The 20,044-nt window shown below is 68.7% G+C and carries 18 protein-coding genes; 6 read left to right on the plus strand and 12 right to left on the minus strand.

All coding sequences use genetic code 11. The features are described from left to right. Positions 1 to 28: 28 nt before the first annotated feature. Positions 29 to 508, minus strand: a complete 480-nt coding sequence (locus tag AMK34_RS15525) for a PepSY domain-containing protein (RefSeq protein WP_083649871.1) — start codon at positions 506 to 508, stop codon at positions 29 to 31. Between the two features lie 61 nt (positions 509 to 569). Between AMK34_RS15525 and AMK34_RS15530 the strand changes: the two genes are divergently transcribed. Continuing rightward, positions 570 to 1,250: an MgtC/SapB family protein gene (locus tag AMK34_RS15530; protein WP_073846305.1), complete on the plus strand. Its 681-nt coding sequence runs from the start codon at positions 570 to 572 to the stop codon at positions 1,248 to 1,250. Here the strand turns inward: AMK34_RS15530 and AMK34_RS15535 are convergent. Further along, on the minus strand, positions 1,247 to 2,014 hold the full coding sequence (locus AMK34_RS15535; protein ID WP_038521603.1) for an SDR family NAD(P)-dependent oxidoreductase: 768 nt from the start codon (positions 2,012 to 2,014) through the stop codon (positions 1,247 to 1,249). The genes AMK34_RS15530 and AMK34_RS15535 overlap by 4 nt on opposite strands. A gap of 121 nt (positions 2,015 to 2,135) precedes the next feature. On the opposite strand from AMK34_RS15535, the gene AMK34_RS15540 reads away from it, so the two are divergent. Then, positions 2,136 to 3,269, plus strand: coding sequence for a hypothetical protein (locus tag AMK34_RS15540; RefSeq protein WP_073845821.1), 1,134 nt, complete (start codon positions 2,136 to 2,138; stop codon positions 3,267 to 3,269). On the opposite strand, the gene AMK34_RS15545 is transcribed toward AMK34_RS15540, so the two are convergent. From AMK34_RS15545 to AMK34_RS15560, 4 genes are all read right to left on the minus strand, one after another. Continuing rightward, complete coding sequence (locus AMK34_RS15545) at positions 3,266 to 3,976, minus strand: hypothetical protein (RefSeq protein ID WP_038521608.1); 711 nt, start codon at positions 3,974 to 3,976, stop codon at positions 3,266 to 3,268. The genes AMK34_RS15540 and AMK34_RS15545 overlap by 4 nt on opposite strands. Before the next feature lie 557 nt (positions 3,977 to 4,533). Further along, positions 4,534 to 7,131: an ATP-dependent chaperone ClpB gene (gene clpB, locus AMK34_RS15550; RefSeq protein ID WP_037334507.1), complete on the minus strand. Its 2,598-nt coding sequence runs from the start codon at positions 7,129 to 7,131 to the stop codon at positions 4,534 to 4,536. An 88-nt stretch (positions 7,132 to 7,219) separates the two neighbouring features. Next, positions 7,220 to 8,404 carry an MFS transporter gene (locus AMK34_RS15555; protein WP_038521610.1) on the minus strand — a complete coding sequence of 395 codons (1,185 nt, stop codon included), beginning with the start codon at positions 8,402 to 8,404 and terminating at the stop codon, positions 7,220 to 7,222. Between the two features lie 75 nt (positions 8,405 to 8,479). After that, a complete protein-coding gene (locus tag AMK34_RS15560; protein ID WP_037334501.1) occupies positions 8,480 to 8,944 on the minus strand; it encodes a MarR family winged helix-turn-helix transcriptional regulator in 465 nt (154 codons plus the stop codon). Between the two features lie 270 nt (positions 8,945 to 9,214). Between AMK34_RS15560 and AMK34_RS15565 the strand changes: the two genes are divergently transcribed. The 4 genes from AMK34_RS15565 to AMK34_RS15580 all read left to right on the plus strand — a co-directional run bounded on the left by AMK34_RS15565 (position 9,215) and on the right by AMK34_RS15580 (position 13,410). Beyond that, complete coding sequence (locus AMK34_RS15565) at positions 9,215 to 10,420, plus strand: globin domain-containing protein (protein ID WP_174492084.1); 1,206 nt, start codon at positions 9,215 to 9,217, stop codon at positions 10,418 to 10,420. A 273-nt stretch (positions 10,421 to 10,693) separates the two neighbouring features. Further along, entirely contained in the window at positions 10,694 to 11,902 is a 1,209-nt protein-coding gene (locus tag AMK34_RS15570; protein WP_443111206.1) for a globin domain-containing protein, read from the plus strand. 159 nt (positions 11,903 to 12,061) lie between these two features. Continuing rightward, positions 12,062 to 12,817 carry a lytic polysaccharide monooxygenase gene (locus tag AMK34_RS15575; RefSeq protein WP_073845822.1) on the plus strand — a complete coding sequence of 252 codons (756 nt, stop codon included), beginning with the start codon at positions 12,062 to 12,064 and terminating at the stop codon, positions 12,815 to 12,817. After that, the gene (locus AMK34_RS15580) at positions 12,814 to 13,410 is read left to right on the plus strand and encodes a DUF305 domain-containing protein (RefSeq protein WP_073845823.1); all 597 of its coding nucleotides are present in this window, start codon (positions 12,814 to 12,816) and stop codon (positions 13,408 to 13,410) included. Before AMK34_RS15575 ends, AMK34_RS15580 begins: the two co-directional genes overlap by 4 nt. A 115-nt stretch (positions 13,411 to 13,525) precedes the next feature. On the opposite strand, the gene AMK34_RS15585 is transcribed toward AMK34_RS15580, so the two are convergent. The 6 genes from AMK34_RS15585 to AMK34_RS15610 all read right to left on the minus strand — a co-directional run bounded on the left by AMK34_RS15585 (position 13,526) and on the right by AMK34_RS15610 (position 20,024). After that, a complete protein-coding gene (locus tag AMK34_RS15585; protein WP_038524831.1) occupies positions 13,526 to 13,954 on the minus strand; it encodes a heat shock protein transcriptional repressor HspR in 429 nt (142 codons plus the stop codon). A gap of 5 nt (positions 13,955 to 13,959) precedes the next feature. Then, positions 13,960 to 15,135, minus strand: coding sequence for a molecular chaperone DnaJ (gene dnaJ / locus AMK34_RS15590; protein ID WP_038521616.1), 1,176 nt, complete (start codon positions 15,133 to 15,135; stop codon positions 13,960 to 13,962). A gap of 33 nt (positions 15,136 to 15,168) precedes the next feature. Further along, positions 15,169 to 15,915 (minus strand): nucleotide exchange factor GrpE, encoded by a 747-nt coding sequence (gene grpE / locus AMK34_RS15595; protein WP_073845824.1) that lies wholly within the window; start codon positions 15,913 to 15,915, stop codon positions 15,169 to 15,171. Beyond that, positions 15,912 to 17,783: a molecular chaperone DnaK gene (dnaK, locus tag AMK34_RS15600; protein WP_016338148.1), complete on the minus strand. Its 1,872-nt coding sequence runs from the start codon at positions 17,781 to 17,783 to the stop codon at positions 15,912 to 15,914. The genes grpE and dnaK overlap by 4 nt, the downstream gene beginning before the upstream one ends. Before the next feature lie 166 nt (positions 17,784 to 17,949). Then, complete coding sequence (locus AMK34_RS15605; RefSeq protein ID WP_073845825.1) at positions 17,950 to 19,356, minus strand: alpha/beta hydrolase; 1,407 nt, start codon at positions 19,354 to 19,356, stop codon at positions 17,950 to 17,952. Next, entirely contained in the window at positions 19,353 to 20,024 is a 672-nt protein-coding gene (locus AMK34_RS15610; protein WP_038521629.1) for a DUF4097 family beta strand repeat-containing protein, read from the minus strand. Before AMK34_RS15610 ends, AMK34_RS15605 begins: the two co-directional genes overlap by 4 nt. Positions 20,025 to 20,044: the final 20 nt, after the last annotated feature.

The raw sequence follows: 20,044 nt of genomic DNA on the forward strand, positions 1-20,044 counted from the left end.
AGCGTGCGTCTCCTTGGTAGGGCGGGCCCTACCTGACCGCCCCGGTCTTGGCGTCCACGTCGAGGTCGTGCTCGATCCCCTTGCCGTCACGCAACCCGACCTGCCAGACGAGGGCACCGTCGGTGGCGCGGTCGATCTCCATCTCGTCGAGCTCGCCCGGCTGCCGTTGCTGCGCGGTCTGCAGCGCCTTGACCGCGTCGACGTCCGCCTGCGCGATCTTCGCCAGGTCGTCGCTCGGCTTCGCCGTCTGCTGATCGCCGAGGACCTGACCGCCGTCCCGGCTCACGCGGATCTTGTGTTCCTGTCCGCCGGACGCGACCTTGATCTCCCAGCCGTCGTTCGCGGGCTCCACGTCGAACACCCGCCCGCCGGGCACGGCGGCCGCCGCGGCTTGGATCGCCTTCACCGGCTGGGCTTCCGGCCCCGGAGCCGCGGGCCCCGGCGGTGGCTCGGTGGAACAAGCGGCCAGCGTCAGCGCGACCGCGATGACGAGAAGTGATGACTTCATGATCCGCGCGTACCCGCCCGGCGCGAGCTCGAACCGTCGCCGGGCCGGATGGCACTGTGGGGTGATGGTCTCGAACGGACAGGGCTGGCTCCAGATCGGCGAGCTGACGACGGCGTTCGCGCTTTCGGCGGCGATCGGGCTGGAGCGGCAGATCAGGGGCAAGAGCGCCGGGCTGCGGACCCAGACGATCGTGGGCACGGCGTCCGCGCTGATCCTTTTGGTCAGTAAGTACGGTTTCGGCGACATCCTCGCGACCGGGCAGGTGGTACTCGACCCGTCGCGGATCGCGGCGCAGATCGTCTCCGGTGTCGGGTTCCTCGGCGCCGGGCTGATCATCACCAGGCAGGGCGCGATCCGGGGACTCACGACGGCCGCGGCGGTCTGGGAGACCGCGGCCATCGGGATGGCGGCCGGTGCCGGGTTGCTGCTGCTGGCGGTCGTCGTGACGGCCATGCATTTCGTGGTGGTACTCGGTTTCACTTGGCTGACCGAGCATCTTCCGGGCGGCACGGGCACGACCAGGCTGCGCGTGAGTTACGCGGACGGGCAGGGTGTCCTGCGCGATCTGCTCGCGCTCTGCACGAGCCACCGATGGTCGATCACGTCCTTGCGGATCACCGACGACCGCGACGGCGAGGTGACGGTCTCACTCGACCTCACCGGCCCCGATCACACCGCCGCCCCGACCGTGCTCGCCGCGACCGAAGGTGTGCGGTCCATCGAAACCGCCGATGACGACTAGGTGCGGCCCTTGCCGCCGAAACCGCCGCCGAGTTTGCGCAGCACCGCCCTCGGCAGCAATCCGCCGACCGCGACGAGCGCCTTGTACTGCAGGCTCGGCACCGAAATAACCTTGCCGCGGCGCAGATCCGCGAGCGCCTCGTCGACGACCTGGTCGACACCGAGCCAGAACGCCTTCGGTCCTGGCTTGTCCAGTCCCGCCCGCTCGTGGAACTCCGTGGTGGTGAACCCGGGGCACAGCGCCATCATGCGGATGTTCTTCGGCAGCGAGGCGGCGATGCCCTCGGTGAACGAGGTGACCCAGTTCTTGCTGGCGGTGTACGTCGAGCCGCGGCCGCTGAAGAAACCGGCGACCGAGCTGACGTTGATGATCGCGCCCTCGCCGCGGTCGATCATGCCCGGCAGCGCGGCGCGGGTCAGCCGCAGGACGGCCGTGACGTTGACGTCGAGCTGACGCTGCAGCGCGTCCGGCGGGATGGTCCAGAAATCGCCGTTGAGGCCGAAGCCCGCGTTGTTCACCAGCAGGTCCACCGGCTCGCCTTCCAGGCGGGCTTCGACCAGCGCACGTCCGTCCACTTCGGACAGATCGGCGGGCAGGACGACGACGTCGACGCCGTGCGCCTCGATCAGTTCCGCCGCGAAGCCCTCCAGCCGGTCGACGTCGCGGGCGACGAGCACGAGGTCGTACCCCTCGGCGGCGAGCCGGCGCGCGAACTGCGCACCGATGCCGGCGGTGGCACCGGTGATCAGGGCGGTCTGTGTCATGCCGCCGAACCTACTCCTCGGTCGGATTCCGGGAAGACGCTCGGATGAGGCGAGCGTGGGGGTCACCCACCGTGGGGATTTGACGTGCAATGGCCGGAGTCGGGAAGTATCGTCCGCCCCCATGGGGAAGCACAGCAGGCGCAAGCCGAGCTACCTGCCCAAAGTCGCGGTCGGCGCGGCGCCGCTGGCGTTGTTGCTCGCCGGCCCGGCCACCGCGATCGCCACCCAGACCGACCCGTCGATCCCGCTGCCCCTCGACCACCAGCGCGAAGGCAGCCTCGACCGCGGAGCCGGCTTCACCACCGAAGGCGACACATCCGTCTTTCGCGGTTTCTTGACCAACACCGAACGGAACGTCTTCGGCAAGGACCTCGGCGACGCGAAGGTCGTCGCGGACGTCCGCCGCTCGGTGAGCGAGACCGTCGAGACCCGCGAGAGTGTCACGGCCCGCCCGGACAAAGTCGGCGCGCTCGGCGCGGCGAAGACCGTCGAGACCCTCAAGCAAGGCCAGCGCGAAGCCGTGAAGGTCGACCGCTACGGCAGCGTCGTCGCCGGGAACGAGACCGAACTCGAGCGGACCGGCGCCCGGCTGACCGAGGTCGCGCTCGACCCGCGCACCGGCGTCCCCACCTTCGTCTCCCAGGACGGCCGCGGGCTCCGCGCGGCCGAGGGGACCTACCACGCCGTCCGCCCGCTGCCGGGGATCGGCGTGATCAACGAGACGGACCAGCGAGCAGGCGGCACTCTCGACCGCGCCGTCCGGCTCGACGGCGGGTTCACCGGCGACCTCGGCGGTGTCCTGGAGGCCGGTCGGTCGTCGGGCCACGCGGTCGACTTCGGTGACCTCGCGGCCGTCGGGACGACGTCGACGCAGCACGGCAACGGCCGGTTCAAGGGTGTTCTCCCGCTCGACGTCGGCTCGGGCGCCGCCTTCGGCCAGGAACACGCGCTCGGCGGCACCGTCGGCCCGGGGACCGGGCTGGTGACCACCGGACAGGACGTGGATCTGGCGCAGCACGGCGGTGAACTGACCGGAGCCGGTTCGCACACCATCAGCGGCGACCTCGGCATCGGCGAGGTCGCGTCCGCCCGCGGCACCACGACGTCGTCCGTGCGCGGGGTCCTGCCCACCGCCGATCCTGCGCAGGCGGGGCATGTGACGCAGTCCGGGACGCTCGACCTGACGCTGCTCGGTCAGCCGACGCACACCGGCTACGTCGCCGGAGCGCTCCCGCTGGAGCTCAAACCGACTTAGGCCTGCGGCTCGATGTCGTCAGGGGTCTCGGTCTGCCAGTGGCGGCCCGGGGTCGGGGCGTTGTCGTACTCCTCGTCGAACGGGTCGACGATGTCGGCGATCTCGCCGAGGTCGCGCAGCAGCCGCTCGAGCCGCGACGGCCCGGCGTTCGGGGCGACGCTCGCGAGCACCCACTCGTTCTCCAGCCACGCCACGCCGACGTCACCGCCGAGCGAATCCGCCGCGTCGACGAGTTCCTGCGTGATCACCTTGCGGGCGCCCTCGGAGTCGTCCGCGAAGGCGTAGCGCTGACCGATCGGGCCGAGCATCTCGGGCATGTCCTGGCGCTGGAACGGCACGCTGGACAGCCACATCTCCAGCGGCGTCTCGTGCACGCGGTTGCAGCGCACGGCGACCACGACCGCTGGGATCTGGCCCTCGGTCTCGATGTCGAAGATGAAGACGGGGCGCCGTCCGTCGGAGGTGAAGGTGGACCCGGCCACGACGTTGACCGCCAGCTGCGCGCCGAAGTAGCCGATCGCGCCGTTGGACCACTGCCGCGGCAACCGCTCGTCCTCTTCGACGAACTGCCAGCCGCGCAGCTCGGCCCAGCGCATGCGCTCGCGATTGCGCGAGCCCTCCTTCGCCCGGTCGGCCGCGAGCAGCGCCAGCCCCGCCACCAAGGCGACGGCGGCGATGACGAACCAGATCCACGCCGGAATACCCACGACGGTCAGGGTATCCCCCTGCCCTCACCGGATGTGATCGCCGGGCGCCGTGTCGCGCGCCCCTTTCGGTGCGGCACCCGGGAAAGACCACGAAAGACGCAAGGAAAGGTCGACAAATCGCCGTGTCGCCAACGCTTGTGAATGGCAGGCGATCGCATGTGATCAGACGGACGACACCGGTGATTGGACGGACGACACGCGTGATCAGCCGGACGACTCTCGTGTCGTCCACCCAGTCACGCGTGTCGTCCGTCTGATCACGTGAGTCGTCCGGCTGGGCACGCATAGTCGCCGGATCTCGTTCAGGCACCGCACTCACGTGATCAGCGGCGTGACTCGCGTGATCGAAGGCGGAACTCACGTGATCAGAGGAGGAACACCCCGGGTGCGGGCTCCAATCACGCGAGTCACGCCATCGCTCACGTCGCGCCTGTGTGCTTAGTCCGTGAAGGCCTCCTTGAGGGACTCTGGGTCCCTCAAGGAGGCCTTCACGGACTTCGGACAAGGAGGTATAGAAGGCAAGGACGGTTCTAGCCGTCCTTGCCACTCACGAGGCCTCAGTCCACCCGCGTGACCGTCAGGGCATCCGACGCCTCCTGGGCCGGGATGTCCACCCGGACCGTGTCGCCGTCCCGGATCTCACCGGCCAGCAGCTGTTTCGCCAGCTTGTCGCCGATCGCCGACTGCACGAGCCGCCGCAGCGGCCGCGCGCCGTAGATCGGGTCGAAGCCGTTCAGCGCGAGCCACTCGCGTGCCCCGTCGGTGACCTCCAGCGTCAGGCGGCGACGCGAAAGCCGCGTGGCGAGCCGCTCGATCTGGATGTCCACAATGGACGTCAGCTCGTCGGTGCCCAGCGCGTGGAAGACCACGATGTCGTCCAACCGGTTCAGGAACTCCGGTTTGAACTGCCGCTGCACCACCGACATCACCGCGTCGTTGCGCTGACGCTCGTCGAGCGCCGGGTCGGCGATGGCCTGCGAGCCGAGGTTCGACGTCAGCACCAGGATCGTGTTGCGGAAGTCGACCGTGCGGCCCTGGCCGTCGGTGAGCCGTCCGTCGTCGAGCACCTGCAGGAGCACGTCGAACACGTCCGGGTGCGCCTTCTCGACCTCGTCCAGCAGCACCACCGAATACGGCCGCCTGCGCACCGACTCGGTCAGCTGCCCGCCCTGGTCGTAGCCGACGTAGCCCGGGGGCGCACCGACCAGGCGCGCCACCGAGTGCTTCTCGGCGTACTCGCTCATGTCGATCCGCAGCATCGCGCGCTCGTCGTCGAACAGGAACTCCGCCAGCGCCTTCGCCAGCTCGGTCTTGCCGACACCGGTCGGGCCGAGGAACAGGAACGAACCGGTCGGCCGGTCGGGGTCGGCGACGCCGGCCCGGGTGCGGCGCACCGCGTCCGAGACGACCTGCACGGCCTCCTTCTGCCCGACGACCCGCTTGCCGAGCTCCTCCTCCATCCGGAGCAGCTTGCCCGTCTCGCCTTCCAGCAGCCGTCCGGCCGGGATGCCGGTCCACGCGCTGACCACGTCGGCGACGTCGTCCGCGCTGACCTCCTCCTTGAGCATGACGTTCTGCTGGCTGACCTCGTTCGCCTCGGTCGCGGCCTGGAACTCCTTCTCCAGCGCGGGAATCCGGCCGTAGCGGAGTTCGGCGGCCTTGCCGAGGTCGCCGTCGCGTTCGGCGCGTTCGGACTCGCCGCGCAGCTGCTCCAGCTGCTCCTTGAGTTCGCGGACGCGTTCGATCGAGCCCTTCTCGTTCTGCCAGCGCGCGGTCAGCGCGGTCAGCGTTTCCCGCTTTTCGGCCAGTTCCGAGCGCAGCGCGGCGAGGCGCTCCTTGGACGCGGCATCGTCCTCTTTGGACAACGCCATCTCCTCGATCTCCATCCGCCGCACGGCGCGCTCGACCTCGTCGATCTCGACGGGCCGCGAGTCGATCTCCATGCGGAGCTTCGAAGCGGCCTCGTCGACCAGGTCGATCGCCTTGTCCGGCAGGAACCGGGCGGTGATGTAGCGGTCGGACAGCGTCGCGGCGGCGACCAGCGCGGCGTCGGTGATGCGCACACCGTGGTGCACCTCGTACCGCTCCTTGAGCCCGCGCAGGATGGCGATGGTGTCCTCAGGGGACGGTTCGCCGACCAGCACCTGCTGGAAGCGCCGCTCCAGCGCGGCGTCCTTCTCGATGTGCTCGCGGTACTCGTCGAGCGTGGTCGCGCCGACCATCCGCAACTCACCGCGGGCGAGCATCGGCTTGATCATGTTGCCCGCGTCCATCGCGCCCTCACCGGTCGCGCCGGCGCCGACGATGGTGTGCAGCTCGTCGATGAAGGTGACGACCTCGCCCGCGGAGTCGGTGATCTCCTTGAGCACGGCCTTCAGCCGCTCTTCGAACTCGCCGCGGAACTTGGCGCCCGCGACCATCGAGCCGAGGTCCAGCGCCACCACGCGCTTGCCGCGCAGCGACTCCGGCACGTCACCGGCGACGATGCGCTGGGCGAGCCCTTCGACGATGGCCGTCTTGCCGACGCCGGGTTCGCCGATCAGCACCGGGTTGTTCTTGGTGCGGCGCGAGAGCACCTGCACCACGCGGCGGATCTCGGTGTCACGACCGATCACCGGGTCCAGCTCGCCCGCCCGGGCGCGCTCGGTCAGGTCGACGCCGTACTTCTCCAGCGCCTTGAACGTGCTTTCGGGATCGGCGCTGGTGATCCGCGCGGAGCCACGCACCTTGGCGAACGCCTCGCGCAGCGCGTCCGGGGTGGCGCCGTGCCGTTTGAGCAGCTCGGCCACCGGCCCGCCTTCGGTGGCGAGGCCGACGAGGAGGTGCTCCGTCGAGACGTATTCGTCGCCGAGTTCGGTCGCGAGCTTCTGCGCGTGCGTCAGCGCCTTGACGGCGTTCGTGTCGAACTGCGGGCTCGACACGGTGGCGCCGGTCGCCGACGGCAACGCCGCGATCAGCGGCTCCAGCTCCTTGTGCACCTGCGCCGGATCGGCCCCGACCGCGGTCAGCAGCGGTGCGGTGAGCCCCTCACCCTGCGCCAGCAGGGCGCCGAGCAGGTGTGCGGCCGCCACGTGCGGGTTTCCCGCCATCGTGGCCGCCTGGGCCGCCGACGAGATCGCCTGCTGGGTCTTCGTGGTCGGGTTGAAAGCGTCCATCCCTCACCTCGTACTAGGTCTTGCAAAGCTCTGTCGACAGGTACAACGTCAGGAAAGTTGAGTCTGTTCCACTCAACTCCGAAAAGTTTCAGCCCCCGGTCGGGGAGACGGCCTCCGCGGGCAGCCGTGGACCCACCCGGCCGAGGCCGACGACGGCGGTGCAGGCGCACGCGGCCACGAGCACCCACGGGATCCAGACTGCCACGGAGAACAGCGCGACGACGGCCGGAGCGATCACCGCGGCGAGCGTGAACGCGTATTGGAAGGCCGCCAGATACCGGCCCCGCGCCTCCGGCGGCGCCGCCGCTTCGGCCAGCGCCCCGGAGCGCGGACCGAACGCGAGATCGCCCGCGGCCAGCACGAGGGTCGCGCCGAGCAGGTAAACCGGCTGGAACACCTTCGGCACGAACACCACCATCAGGCAGGCGAGGCACCACACCGCGAACAACGCCGAACCCGCGCGCATCGCGGCGATCCGGGTCAGCTTCCTGGTCAGCCGCAGCCCGACGACTCCACCCAGACTGGTGACGACGGTGAGCAGCGCGATGATCGCCCCAGGTAGCCATCGAGGCCCCTGCAACGCATTGAAGACGTACACGGGCATCCCGATGAGGAAGAAGTCCATCGTGAGCGCGAAGAGACCGCTGAACACGATGAGCGCCAGGTACGGACGGTCCCGCCAGACCCGCACGGACCCCGGGCACCGCCGCAGGTGCCGAGGGGCGGGCGTCACGAGAGTCGAGAGGATGGCGGCGGCGATGACGAAGGTGGCGACGTCGATCATCACGGCGACGTAGAGGCCTTCGCGCCCGATCCAGACCAGCAGCCCTGCCGCCGCGAGCCCGCCCAGCCCGAAGCCCGCGGAGCGGACCATCGCGGCTTCGGCGAACGGCCGGTCCTTCGGCCCTTCGCCCGCGACGTCGGCGATGAGCGAGAACTGCGAGCTGTAGAACAGCTGCTGCCCTGCCGCGAGCATGACGGACGCGCCGACGACCCCGGCGAAGCCGCGGGCCAGCAGGAAAGCACCCACCCCGGCGGCCTGCAGGACGTGGGCGCAGATCATCACCGTCCGCGGGCCGATCAGGTCGACGAGCCGTCCGGCGAACGCGGGGACGAGCAGGCCGGCCAACGCACCGAGAGTGACCGCACTCCCCGCCTGAGCGAGGGGGAGACCCACCACGCGGATGACGAAGACCAGCCCGAGCGGGAGGAACAGTCCCGAGCCGAAGTTGTCGATTCCCAAGGCGACCAGCAATGCGACCCGGTTACGCACAGATACGACGCTACCGGCGTCACAGCGCTACGAAAGGTCCGTTCAGTCAAGACCGGCGGGTAGCAACGGCCGCCCTCAAACGTCGCAGGTCCGCACGGACAGGGCGGCGCGGACGTCGGCGTTCATCTCCGCCAGGCGGGTGGTCAGTTCGAGGACCTTTTCGTCGTCCCAGCCGCCCAGCGCGCGCTCCATGAACTCCAGATAACCGGCCCGTCTGCGGCCCAGCTCCGCGCGCCCGCGCTCGGAGATGCTGATGATCGACGCGCGGCCGTCTTCGGGCGCCGGACGGCGGTCGACCATGCCCGCCGCGGACAGCTGGGAAATTTGACGACTTACGACCGAAAGGTCCACAAAGCGTCGTTTGGCCAACTCGGAAGGGCGTGCCTCGCCGTGCTTCGCCAGATCCGACAGCAGCATCGCGGCCGCCGGATGCAACCCGGGGTCGTCCTGCCACGCCTGCATTATCCAGGCGTGCTGCAGCTGCGAGGCGGCCTTCAACTCACGCATCAGCTCGACCCTGGCGTCGTCCGCGGAGCTCATCGGTCCCTCCTGGCTACTTGTACAGTACAACTTTATTCGGCGACACTTGCGTAAGACAACTATTTACCTCGTGAGATCGCCCACTGTGGACCGGCTTCGAGTACACCCGTCCGGAGCAACGATGCAGGCAAAAGGTCTCTCGGCGGCTAGTCTCGCGAACGAGCCGGAACTCAGCCGACCGGCCGACAGCCACTGACCGGAGAGGTGAATGATCCGTGAATTCTTCTCCAGTGGACCCTCGTACGTGAATCCGGGGAACTGTCTTCCGGTATGCGCTTCCCGATCAGCGACTCCCAGCCCGTGACGGCCGACGCGGTCAGCCCGGTCCCGCGGTCTTCGGCGCCGCGTGAAGCGCCGCCCGCCGTCACCGCGATGGTGCGGCTCATCCGGGACACCTGGGCGAAGTCGGAACCCTTCATCCCGGAGATCTCGCAGTTCTTCTACGGGATGCTGTTCACCCTCGCGCCTGCCACCCGCGACTTCTTCCCCATCAACATGGAGGTCCAGCGCGGCAGGCTGGTCCGCGCGCTGGTCCACATCGTGCAGATGGTCGACCGGCCGGACGATCTCGTCCCGTTCCTGACCCAGCTCGGCCGCGACCACCGCAAGTTCGGCGTCATCCCGCGGCACTACGAGGCCGTCGGCACCGCGCTGCTCGCCTCGCTCAAGAACCACCTCGGTCCGGACTGGACACCCGAGGTCGAACGGGCCTGGGCGGAGGCGTTCACCATCGTCGCCCGCGCGATGCAGGAGGCCGCCGCGGCCGACGTCAACCCGGCGTCGTGGTCGGCGACCGTACTCGAACACCGGCGGCTCACCTGGGATCTCGCCCTGGTCCGCGTCCAGCCCGAATTCCCGGTGCCCTACCTGCCCGGCCAGTACATGAGCGTCGAAGTACCGCAGCGGCCGAGGCTCTGGCGCTACCTTTCGCCGGCGAACGCGCCGCGCGAGGACGGCGGCATCGAGTTCCACGTGCGCGCGGTCGACGGCGGCTGGGTGTCGCGCGCCATCGTGAGCCACACGCAGCCCGGCGACGTCTGGCGGCTCGGACCGCCGCTCGGCAGGCTTTCGGTCGACCGGACCGACGGCCGCGACGTCCTGATGATCGCGGGCGGCACCGGTGTCGCGCCGCTGCGCGCCATCTTGGACGATCTGGCGCAGTGGGGCGAGAACCCGAAAGTGCAGTTGTTCTACGGCGGACCGTCGCGTGAGGACCTCTACGACCTCGACGAGTTGCGCGCCCTGGCGGCCACGAACCCGTGGCTCACCGTGACCCCGGTGGTCGAGCACGGTGAAGAAGCCCCCGGCTGCGTGCAGGGCACGCTCGCGGAAGCCGTTACACAGCAAGGATCCTGGCCGGGGCACCGGATCCTCGTCGCCGGCTCGCCCGCGATGATCCGGGCGACGGTGTCCCGGATGCTGGTCGCGGGCAGCGCGCTCGACCAGATCGCGTACGACCCCTTCACCATCGACTAGGCAATTCGATTCCACAATGGTGTTCGGCCGCGTTACGTGATCTCGTAAGCACAGAGAAAAACCCACCCGATCGGCCGATCACGCATTCCTTTACTTAGTGCCAGACGGGGTTGACGGCGCGTATATCGTTTGCTCCGTTCGAGCGGGAAACAAACATTCGTGGATCCTTTCGCGACTTTCGGGCATACAGTCGAGAACCCTCGGGGGAACACGAGCACGATGACATCGGGTCTGGAGAATATGCCCGATCCAACTGGAGAAAATCGTTCACCCATGACCGCCGAAACAGTGAAGTACGAGCATCCGCCCAGTTCGTCCAGATCCTCACCGATTCCCGTCCCACCCTTGATCGAGACGCCGACGGCGGACAAGTCCGTCCAGCTGGCCAAGCTCATCAGGGAGAGTTTCGCCGCCGTCGAAACGAAGTCCGAGGAGTTGTCCCAATACTTCTACGGGGCACTCTTCGCCGTTTCACCCGACGCCAGGGCGCTCTTCCCGATCAACATGGCCACGCAGCGAAATCGTTTGCTGCGCGCCCTCGTCTACGTCGTGCAGATGGTGGACCGGCCCGACGAACTGGCCACGTTCCTCAGCCAGCTCGGCCGGGACCACCGGAAGTTCGACGTCCTCGGCCGCCATTACGACGCCGTCGGCGTCGCACTGATCGCCGCGTTGAAAAGGTTCTTGAAGGACGACTGGACTCCCGAGGTGGAGGACGCCTGGGTCACCGCATACGGCGTCATTTCGAAGAGCATGCGCGAGGCCGCGGGCAAGGAGGTCGGGCCGGCGTGGTGGAAGGCGACCGTCATCGAACACCGCGTCGTGTCCCGTGACGTCGCCATCGTCAAGGTGCGCACCGATCAGCCGCTGCCGTACCGGGCCGGCGGCTATGTGAGCGTCGAGGTCCCGCAACGGCCGCGGATGTGGCGGTACTTCTCGCCCGCCACCGCGCCGCACGACGACGGGACGATGGAGTTCCACGTGCACGCCGTGCGCGGCGGCTGGGTCTCGCGCGCGATCGTCCACCACACCCGGTTCGGCGACGTCTGGCGCCTCGGCCCGTCGCTCGGCGCGCTTTCGGTGAATCACACGGAAAGCCGTCCGCTGCTGATGATCGGCGGCGGCACCGGCGTCGCGCCGTTGCTCGCCCTGCTCGACGACATGTCGCGCTGGAAGAACAACCCGCCGGTGCACCTCTTCTTCGGCGGGCGCCGTCCGGAAGACCTCTACGCCCTCGACGAACTCCGCGGGCTCACCGTCACCTGCCCTTGGCTGACGGTGACACCGGTGACCGAGGAAGGCGCCGTCACCGGCGGCGACCGCGGCACGCTGGCGACGGCGGTGACGCAGCGCGGGGCCTGGAAGGAGCGTGACGTGTACGTCGCCGGGTCGCCGTCGATGATCCGGGCGACCATCGCGAAACTGCTCGCCGCGGGCACGGACCTCGGCCGGATCAAGTACGACCCCTTCACCCTGGACTGAGGTGATACTTCGTTCGTATTAGGCCGATCGGCTGTTCCACCTGGGCCCGACGCAGCAGTAGGTCAGTGAATCATTGACCACGGTCACCGGCGGATTTATGGTCTAGACCACATTGCTCCCCCTCACGGGAACACCGTCGTTCCATCCCCAGGAGCCGGCATGACCGTCAAACGCAAGCTCGTGGCAGCCGCCGCCGGTGCGATCCTCGCCCCGATCGCCATCGTGGCCATCCCGCAGGTGGCCAGCGCCCACGGCTATGTGCTGTCCCCGCCCAGCCGCCAGGCGAACTGCGCCCAAGGCAAGGTTTCCGGCTGCGGCGCCATCGTCTACGAACCGCAGAGCGTCGAAGGCCCCAAGGGGCTCCGCAGCTGCAACGGCGGCCTTCCCGGATTCGCCGAACTCAACGACGAGTCGAAGCCGTGGCCCGCCGCGTCGGTCGGCAACAGCGTGACCTTCAACTGGAAGTTCACCGCCTACCACCGGACCACGAACTACGAGTACTACATCGGCGGCACCAAGATCGCCGACATCAGCGGGAACAACTCCGCGCCGAAGGACCCGACGTCGCACACGGTGAGCCTGAACGGCTTCAGCGGCCGCCAGAAGGTGCTCGCCATCTGGAACATCGCGGACACGCCGATGGCCTTCTACAGCTGCATCGACCTGCAGATCGGCGGCGGCACCCCGCCCACCAGCACCAGCAACCCGCCGACCACCAGCAACCCGCCCACGACGTCGAACCCGCCGACCAGCACCAGTAACCCGCCCACCGGCGGCACCTGGGCGGCCGGGACGTCCTACGCGGTCGGCAACACGGTGACCTACGGCGGCGCGACCTACCGCTGCCAGATGGCGCATACCGCGATCCAAGGCTGGGAACCGCCGAACACCCCCGCGCTGTGGACGCGGCAGTGAAGCTGGCCCTCGTTCTCGTCGCCGGTCTCGTGGCCCTCGCGGGCTGCGGGACCGGTGATGGCTCATCCACCAACGCCGGCGCCCCGATCTCCCCGGTTCCCCAGTCGGCCGGGGCGTCCGCGGAGTACAACGACGCCGACGTGATGTTCCTGCAGATGATGATCGCCCACAACGACCAGGGCGTGGAGATCGTCAAGCTGGTCAAGGCCAAGCAGGGGCAGAAGCAGGAGCTCAAGGACCTCGCGGCCGCCATCGAGGCGACCCAGCAGACCGAGACGACCGACATGCGGAACCGGCTGAAGGCCTGGGGCAAACCCGAGACGGGTTCCATGGACCCGAAGGCGCACCACCATCACGGTGGCGACGGGCTCACCGACAAGGGCCTGCTCGACGCACTGTCCAAAAAGGATGGTGCGGAGTTCAGTCTGGACTTCGCCGACATCTTCGTGGCGCACCAGCACAACGGGGTCGCGCTGGCGAGGACCGAGCTGAAGGACGGGAAGAACCCCGAGTCGAAGGCTCTGGCCCAGCGGATCCAGGACTCGCGCACCGGCGAGGTCCAGCAGATCCGGACCCTGGTCCCCGGCCAATGACGCATTCAGAGGACTAAACGCGTGAAGTACGTGAAGGCCCCCTTCATTGCGTCTAGCGCAGTGAAGGGGGCCTTCACGTACTCACGAGGGCTGGCGACCCGCGGCATTCAGAGGACTAATTGCGTTTTTTGGGCTTCCAGACCACGAGGGCCGTCTGCTGCCGCAAGGGAACGAGATCCTTGCGGTAGGAGGCGTGCACGGCCGCGGCCGTCTGTTCGGCGGTGAGGTACGCCGCCGTGAGCTCCTCGGTCAGTTCGGCGATGCGCGCGCGGAGCGCGTCGACCTGGTTCTCCAGCTCGATGATCCGCTTGATGCCCGCGAGGTTGACACCGTCCTCTTGGGACAGTCGCTGCACTTCGCGCAGCAACGCGATGTCCCGCATCGAGTAACGCCGTCCACCACCGGAGGTCCGGCCCGGCGACACGAGACCCTGGCGGTCGTAGGACCGCAGGGTCTGCGCGTGCAGGCCGGAAAGCTGTGCCGCCACCGAAATGACGAACACCGGGGTGTCCTCGTCCGCACCGTGCGGCAGCCCGCCGAACATCGTGCTCACCTGCCTTCGAGAAGTTCGGTGATCTCCGGTCGCGGGTCGTGGCCGGACATGGCTTCCGCGTACGCCTCCAGCGCTTCACGGGCCTTGTCGTCCAATTTGGCCGGGATGGCCGCCTGCAGGGTGACCAGCAGATCGCCCTGCGAACCGTCACGCTTCGCGATTCCCTTGCCGCGCACGCGAAGCACGCGACCGCTCGCCGTACCCTGCGGCACCTTCAGCGAGACCTTGCCCTCGAGCGTCGGCACGGTGATCGTGCCGCCGAGGGCCAGCTCCGTGAAGGACACCGGCACGGTGATCGTCAGGTCGAGGTCCTTGCGCCCGAACAACGTGTGCGGAGCGACGTGCACGCGGACGTACAGGTCGCCCGGCTGCGCGCCGCCACGGCCCGGTTCGCCCTGGCCCGCCAGCCGGATCCGCTGGTCGTCGGCGACGCCCGGCGGGATCCGCACGGTCAGGGTGCGCGTACGGGTGCTGACGCCCTCGCCCGCGCATTCCGGGCACGGGTCGTCGATGATCTGGCCGCGACCGCGGCAGTCGCGGCACGGCTCGGAGAACGCGAACGCGCCCTGGCTGCGGCTGACCAGCCCGCTGCCCTGGCAGGTCGCACACGTCCTCGGGGAGGTCCCCGGTTTCGCGCCGTTGCCACCGCAGGTGGAACAGGTCGCCGGGCTCGACAGCCGCAGCGGCAGGGTCGCGCCCTTGACCGCCTCGGCGAAATCGATCCGGACGTCGGTCTCCACGTCCGCGCCGCGTTGCGGCCGGTTCGCCGTGGCACCGGCCGCGGCGCCGCGGCGGCCGAACAGCCCGCCGAGGATGTCGCCGAGACCGCCGAAGCCGCCCTGCTGCTGCCCCGCCTGGCCGAAGATGTCGCCGACGTCGAACCCACCGCCGCCGGCACCGCCACCCGGGAAGCCGAAGCCGCCGGGACCGCCGGAGCCGAAGAGGCGGCGAGCCTCGTCGTACTCCTTGCGCTTGGCCGTGTCGGACAGCACGCCGTACGCCTCGGAGACCGCCTTGAACTTCTTCTCGGCCTCCGCGTTGCCCGCGTTGGCGTCGGGGTGGTTCTCCTTGGCCAGCTTGCGGTAGGCCTTCTTGATCTCGTCCGCGGTGGCGTCGGAGGAGACGCCCAGTTCACGGTAGAAGTCCTTACCGATCCATTCCCGTGCACTCACCGAACGTCTCCTCCTTTCACGCCGTATCGCCGATCAGCGGTTGTTCTCATCGAAAAGTTCGCCCTCGAGCGGCAGCTCGCCGCCCACCGGCGGGTCCACCGGGGCGCCACCCGGCTCGTGGTCGGTGACCCCGACCATCGCCGGACGCAGCACGCGCTCGCCGAAGCGGTAACCACGGCGCATGACCATGGTGACCGTCGGCCCGGTGACGTCCGGGGACGTGCTGTGCTGCACGGCCTCGTGCACGCTCGGGTCGAAGGGCTCGCCCTCGGTGCCGAACGCCTCGAGGCCCGACCTCTGCAGGCTTCCGACCAGCTTCTCGCCGACCGACTTGAAGGCACCGGTCAGATCGCCGTGCTGCTCCGCGCGCTCGAGGTCGTCGAGCAGCGGGAGCAGATCGCCGACGACCGACGCCTTCGCGCCGACGACGACCTGCTCGCGGTCGCGGTCCACGCGCTTGCGGTAGTTGGCGTACTCCGCCTGGAGGCGCTGGAGGTCGGCGGTGCGTTCCGCCAGCTCCTTCTCCAGACCGGTGGCCACCGACACCGAATCGTCCACAAGGGACCCCCCGAGGCCGGGGCCCGCGTGTGCGGCGGGCTCCGGCTCGGTCTGCGCGGCGGCCTCTTCGGCCGGGGCGGCGTGCTTCGGGCCGTCCTGGGGTTCGGCGGCCGGGGCGGCCGGGCGGACCTCACCGGTCAGCGGGTCGATCCGCCTACGGTCCCGCACGACCACCGGTTCCTCCGGGCCCCGGCCCTCGGTTTCGTCGTAGCGTCCCGTCACTTCTTGTCCTTCTCGTCCTCTTCGACGATCTCGGCGTCGACGACGTCGTCCGCCTTGGCCTGCGAACCGGTACCCGCGCCCGCCGCACCGGCGGCGCCTTCACCGGCGGCACCTTCGGCACCCGGGGTGGCGTTGGCGTAGAGCGCGGTGCCCAGCTCCTGCGAAGCGGTGTTCAGCTTCTCGATGGACTCGCGGATCTTCGCCGAGTCGGTGCCCTTGAGCGCCTCGTTGGCCTCGTCGATCGCGGACTTCACCTTGCCCTTGAGCTCGTCGGGCAGCTTGTCCTCGTTGTCCTTGACGAACTTCTCGGTCTGGTAGACCAGCGTCTCCGCCTGGTTGCGGGTCTCCGCCTCCTCGCGGCGCTGCTTGTCCTCCTCGGCGTGCGCCTCGGCGTCCTTGACCATGCGCTCGATGTCGTCCTTCGGCAGCGCGGAGCCACCGGTGATCGTCATCGACTGCTCCTTGTTCGTGCCGAGGTCCTTCGCGAGGACGTGCACGATGCCGTTGGCGTCGATGTCGAAGGTGACCTCGATCTGCGGCACGCCACGCGGGGCGGGCGGGAGACCGGTCAGCTCGAACATGCCGAGCTTCTTGTTGTGCGCCGCGATCTCGCGCTCACCCTGGAACACCTGGATCTGCACCGACGGCTGGTTGTCGTCCGCGGTGGAGAAGATCTCCGAACGCTTGGTCGGGATCGTGGTGTTGCGCTCGATGAGCTTGGTGAACACGCCGCCCTTGGTCTCGATGCCCAGCGAAAGCGGGGTCACGTCGAGCAGCAGGACGTCCTTGACCTCGCCCTTGAGCACACCGGCCTGCAGCGCCGCGCCGACCGCGACGACCTCGTCCGGGTTGACGCCCTTGTTCGGCTCGCGGCCGCCGGTCAGCTCCTTGACCAGCTCGGACACGGCCGGCATGCGGGTGGAACCACCCACGAGCACGACGTGGTCGATGTCGCCGACGGCGACACCCGCGTCACGGATGACGTTGTTGAACGGCTTGCGGGTGCGTTCGAGCAGGTCCGAGGTGATCTTCTGGAACTCGGCGCGGGAGAGCTGCTCGTCGAGGAACAGCGGGTTCTTGTCCGCGTCCACGGTGATGTACGGCAGGTTGATGCTGGCCGAGTTGGAGCTGGACAGCTCGATCTTCGCCTTCTCGGCGGCCTCACGGATGCGCTGGAGCGCCATCTTGTCCTTGGTGAGGTCGATGCCGTTGGACGACTTGAACTTGTCGACCAGCCAGGTGACGATCCGCTCGTCCCAGTCGTCACCGCCGAGGTGGTTGTCACCGGAGGTCGCGCGGACCTCGACGACACCCTCGCCGATCTCCAGCAGCGAGACGTCGAACGTACCGCCACCGAGGTCGAAGACCAGGATGGTCTGTTCCTTCTCGCCCTTGTCGAGGCCGTACGCCAGCGCCGCCGCGGTGGGCTCGTTGACGATGCGGAGCACGTTCAGGCCGGCGATCTGCCCGGCCTCCTTCGTGGCCTGTCGCTGCGCGTCCTCGAAGTACGCGGGGACGGTGATGACCGCGTCGGTGATGGTCTCGCCCAGGTACGCCTCGGCGTCGCGCTTGAGCTTCATCAGCACGCGGGCGCTGATCTCCTGCGAGGTGTAGGCCTTGCCGTCGATCTCGGTCTTCCAGTCGGTACCGATGTGCCGCTTGACCGACCGGATGGTCCGGTCGACGTTCGTCACGGCCTGGTTCTTCGCCGGCTGACCGGTCAGCACTTCGCCGTTCTTGGCGAAGGCGACGATGGACGGGGTGGTGCGTGAACCTTCCGAGTTGGCGATGACCGTCGGCTCGCCGCCCTCAAGGACAGCGACGACCGAGTTGGTCGTGCCGAGGTCGATGCCGACCGCTCGCGCCATGGTGTGATCCTCCTGCTAGTTCGTGACCTGCACGTTCTCACCCACCTTGAGTGGGCTCAACGCAAGTTGTATCGGGATGGTGGGGCTTCCGTCAAGCCGGACTTGAGTCACCCTCACTCAACCTTGTATCCGGCTCAACGTGCGGCACGGTCGTCTTGTTCCCGGACTACCGGCAGACCGTGCCCGGAGCGGGTGTGACACCGCTCACCAGGTACTTCACCTCTTCGGAGCGCACACAGGCCGAGTTCAGCAGCCCCGTGTGCCCGTACCCGGCGTCGACGAGCAACGTCGAGTTCTCGATGTTCCTCGCGAGCCCCTTCGCCCAAACGAGCGGCGTCGCCGGATCGTGTTCACCGCCGACCACGAGGATCGGCGCCGCGCCGCTCACCTTCTGCGGCCGCGGCAGGTACGCCGAGGGCACCGGCCAGGCCGCGCACCCGCTGGCCATGTCCCAGAACTCCGAGTACCGCCAGCCGTGCGGCGAGAGCGTCTTCACCAGTCCTTGCATCGCCCTCATGTCGGCGTAGGAGGTGAACGGCGAGCCGAAGTCGTGACAGCCGATCGAGCGATACGCGCCATAGGACGGGTCGAGCTGCGAATACGGCAGCAGTCCGTCCGCGTCGCCCGCCGTCGCGGCGTCGATCGCCTTCGCCAAGCCCGGCCAGAACGCGGGCAAGATGAGGTTGCCGTAGACCCCGGACGCCATCTCCTCGGCGGTCACGTTCCGCCCGAGCTGTTTCGACGGCACGCCGCCGGGCGTCCGCATCAAGGCGTCATAGGTGGCGAGGACGTCCTTGCCGCGAAGCACGCAGTCGGCCGACGTCGTGCACCACTTCGCGAAGTCCTTGAGGGCGCCTTCGGTCGCGACGGCTTCTTCGAGGACCGCCTGCCTGGTCGGCCGCGAGTGGTCGACGGCGCCGTCGAGCACCATCGTCCGGATGCGGTTCGGATACTTCTCCGCGTACACTGCGCCGAGTTCGGAACCGTAGGAGACGCCGAGCCAGTTCACCTTCGGCTCGCCGAGGGCGCCACGGATCGCTTCGATGTCGTCCGCGGCGTGCCAAGTGTCCATTGAGGACAGTGCTCGCCCGGTCCGCTTCAGGCATTCCTCGCCCGACGCGCGGTTGTGCGCAAGGAGCTTGTCGTAGTCGGCGCGGCTCCGCGGGAACCGGCCGACCGCCGGATCGTGCAGATCCGGCCCGCAGGTGATCGCGGGCGTGCTTTCGCCGACGCCGCGCGGATCGAATCCGATGACGTCGAACCGCTGCCGCACTTCGGCCATCTCCGGCTTGTCCAGCGCGAAACCGCGGCCGCCGTACTTGAGCACGGTGACCCCGGAACCACCCGGCCCGCCCGGATTCGTCAGCAGCGAACCGATACGGCGCCCGGGATCGGTCGCGGGCAGTTTCGCCAGCGCGATCGAAAACCCACCGCTCACCCGGAGATTCGCGCATTCCAGCGTCGGCGCGTACTCGGTCGCGCACGGCTTCCAGTCGATCCCGGACGCGGCGGACGCCGGCAGCGCGGTGAGCGGAAGCAGGGTCAGCGCGGCGACGGCGGCGAGCGCCTTCATGCGGGCTTCACCGTGATCGAGCCGGTGCCGGACTGGAGGTCCAGGACGTTCGCCGAAGCCTGGTCCTGCCGCACGCCACCGGTCTCGACCTTGCCGGTCTCCGCCTTCGCGCGGACCTGGTACGCGCCGTCGGGAACGGTGACGACGACCTTGCCGACCTCCGCGTTCGCGGTGACCGCGCCCGGCTTCGCCAGGCCGATCTCGATGTCGCCGGTGCCGGTGCGCAGGTTGACCGGCCCGGACGTGCCCATCACCTTGAAGTCGCCGACGTCGCCCTTCAGATCGACCGAGGCGGCGCGGGTGAGGGTGATCTTGCCGGTGCCAATGGACCCGGAGATCGCCAGCTCGCGCGGCACCACGACGTCGTAGTCCACGCCGCACTGCTGACAGCCGCCGAGGACCAGCGTGCCGTTCTCGACGCTGTACGTCTTTCCGGGATTCTTGCCGTTATAAGTCACTTCGCGGCGCAGCGAGACGGGCGCGCCGTCCTCGACCCGCAGCGTGACCGCGCCGACCGGCACGTCCACCCGGATCGCGGTGATCTGCTCGGTGACGGGCGCGCCGTCACTCAGTTTCTGCTGGAATTCCCCTGTGCAGCCGACGATCCCGAAGGCGGTCAGCGCGCCGAGAGCGAGCGCGCCGAGAACGCGCTTCTCCTTGTTCCCCATGAGAAAGTATTCCCCCGATA

Origin of the sequence: Amycolatopsis sp. CB00013 (assembly GCF_001905755.1) — a bacterium.
Classification (GTDB): domain Bacteria; phylum Actinomycetota; class Actinomycetes; order Mycobacteriales; family Pseudonocardiaceae; genus Amycolatopsis; species Amycolatopsis japonica.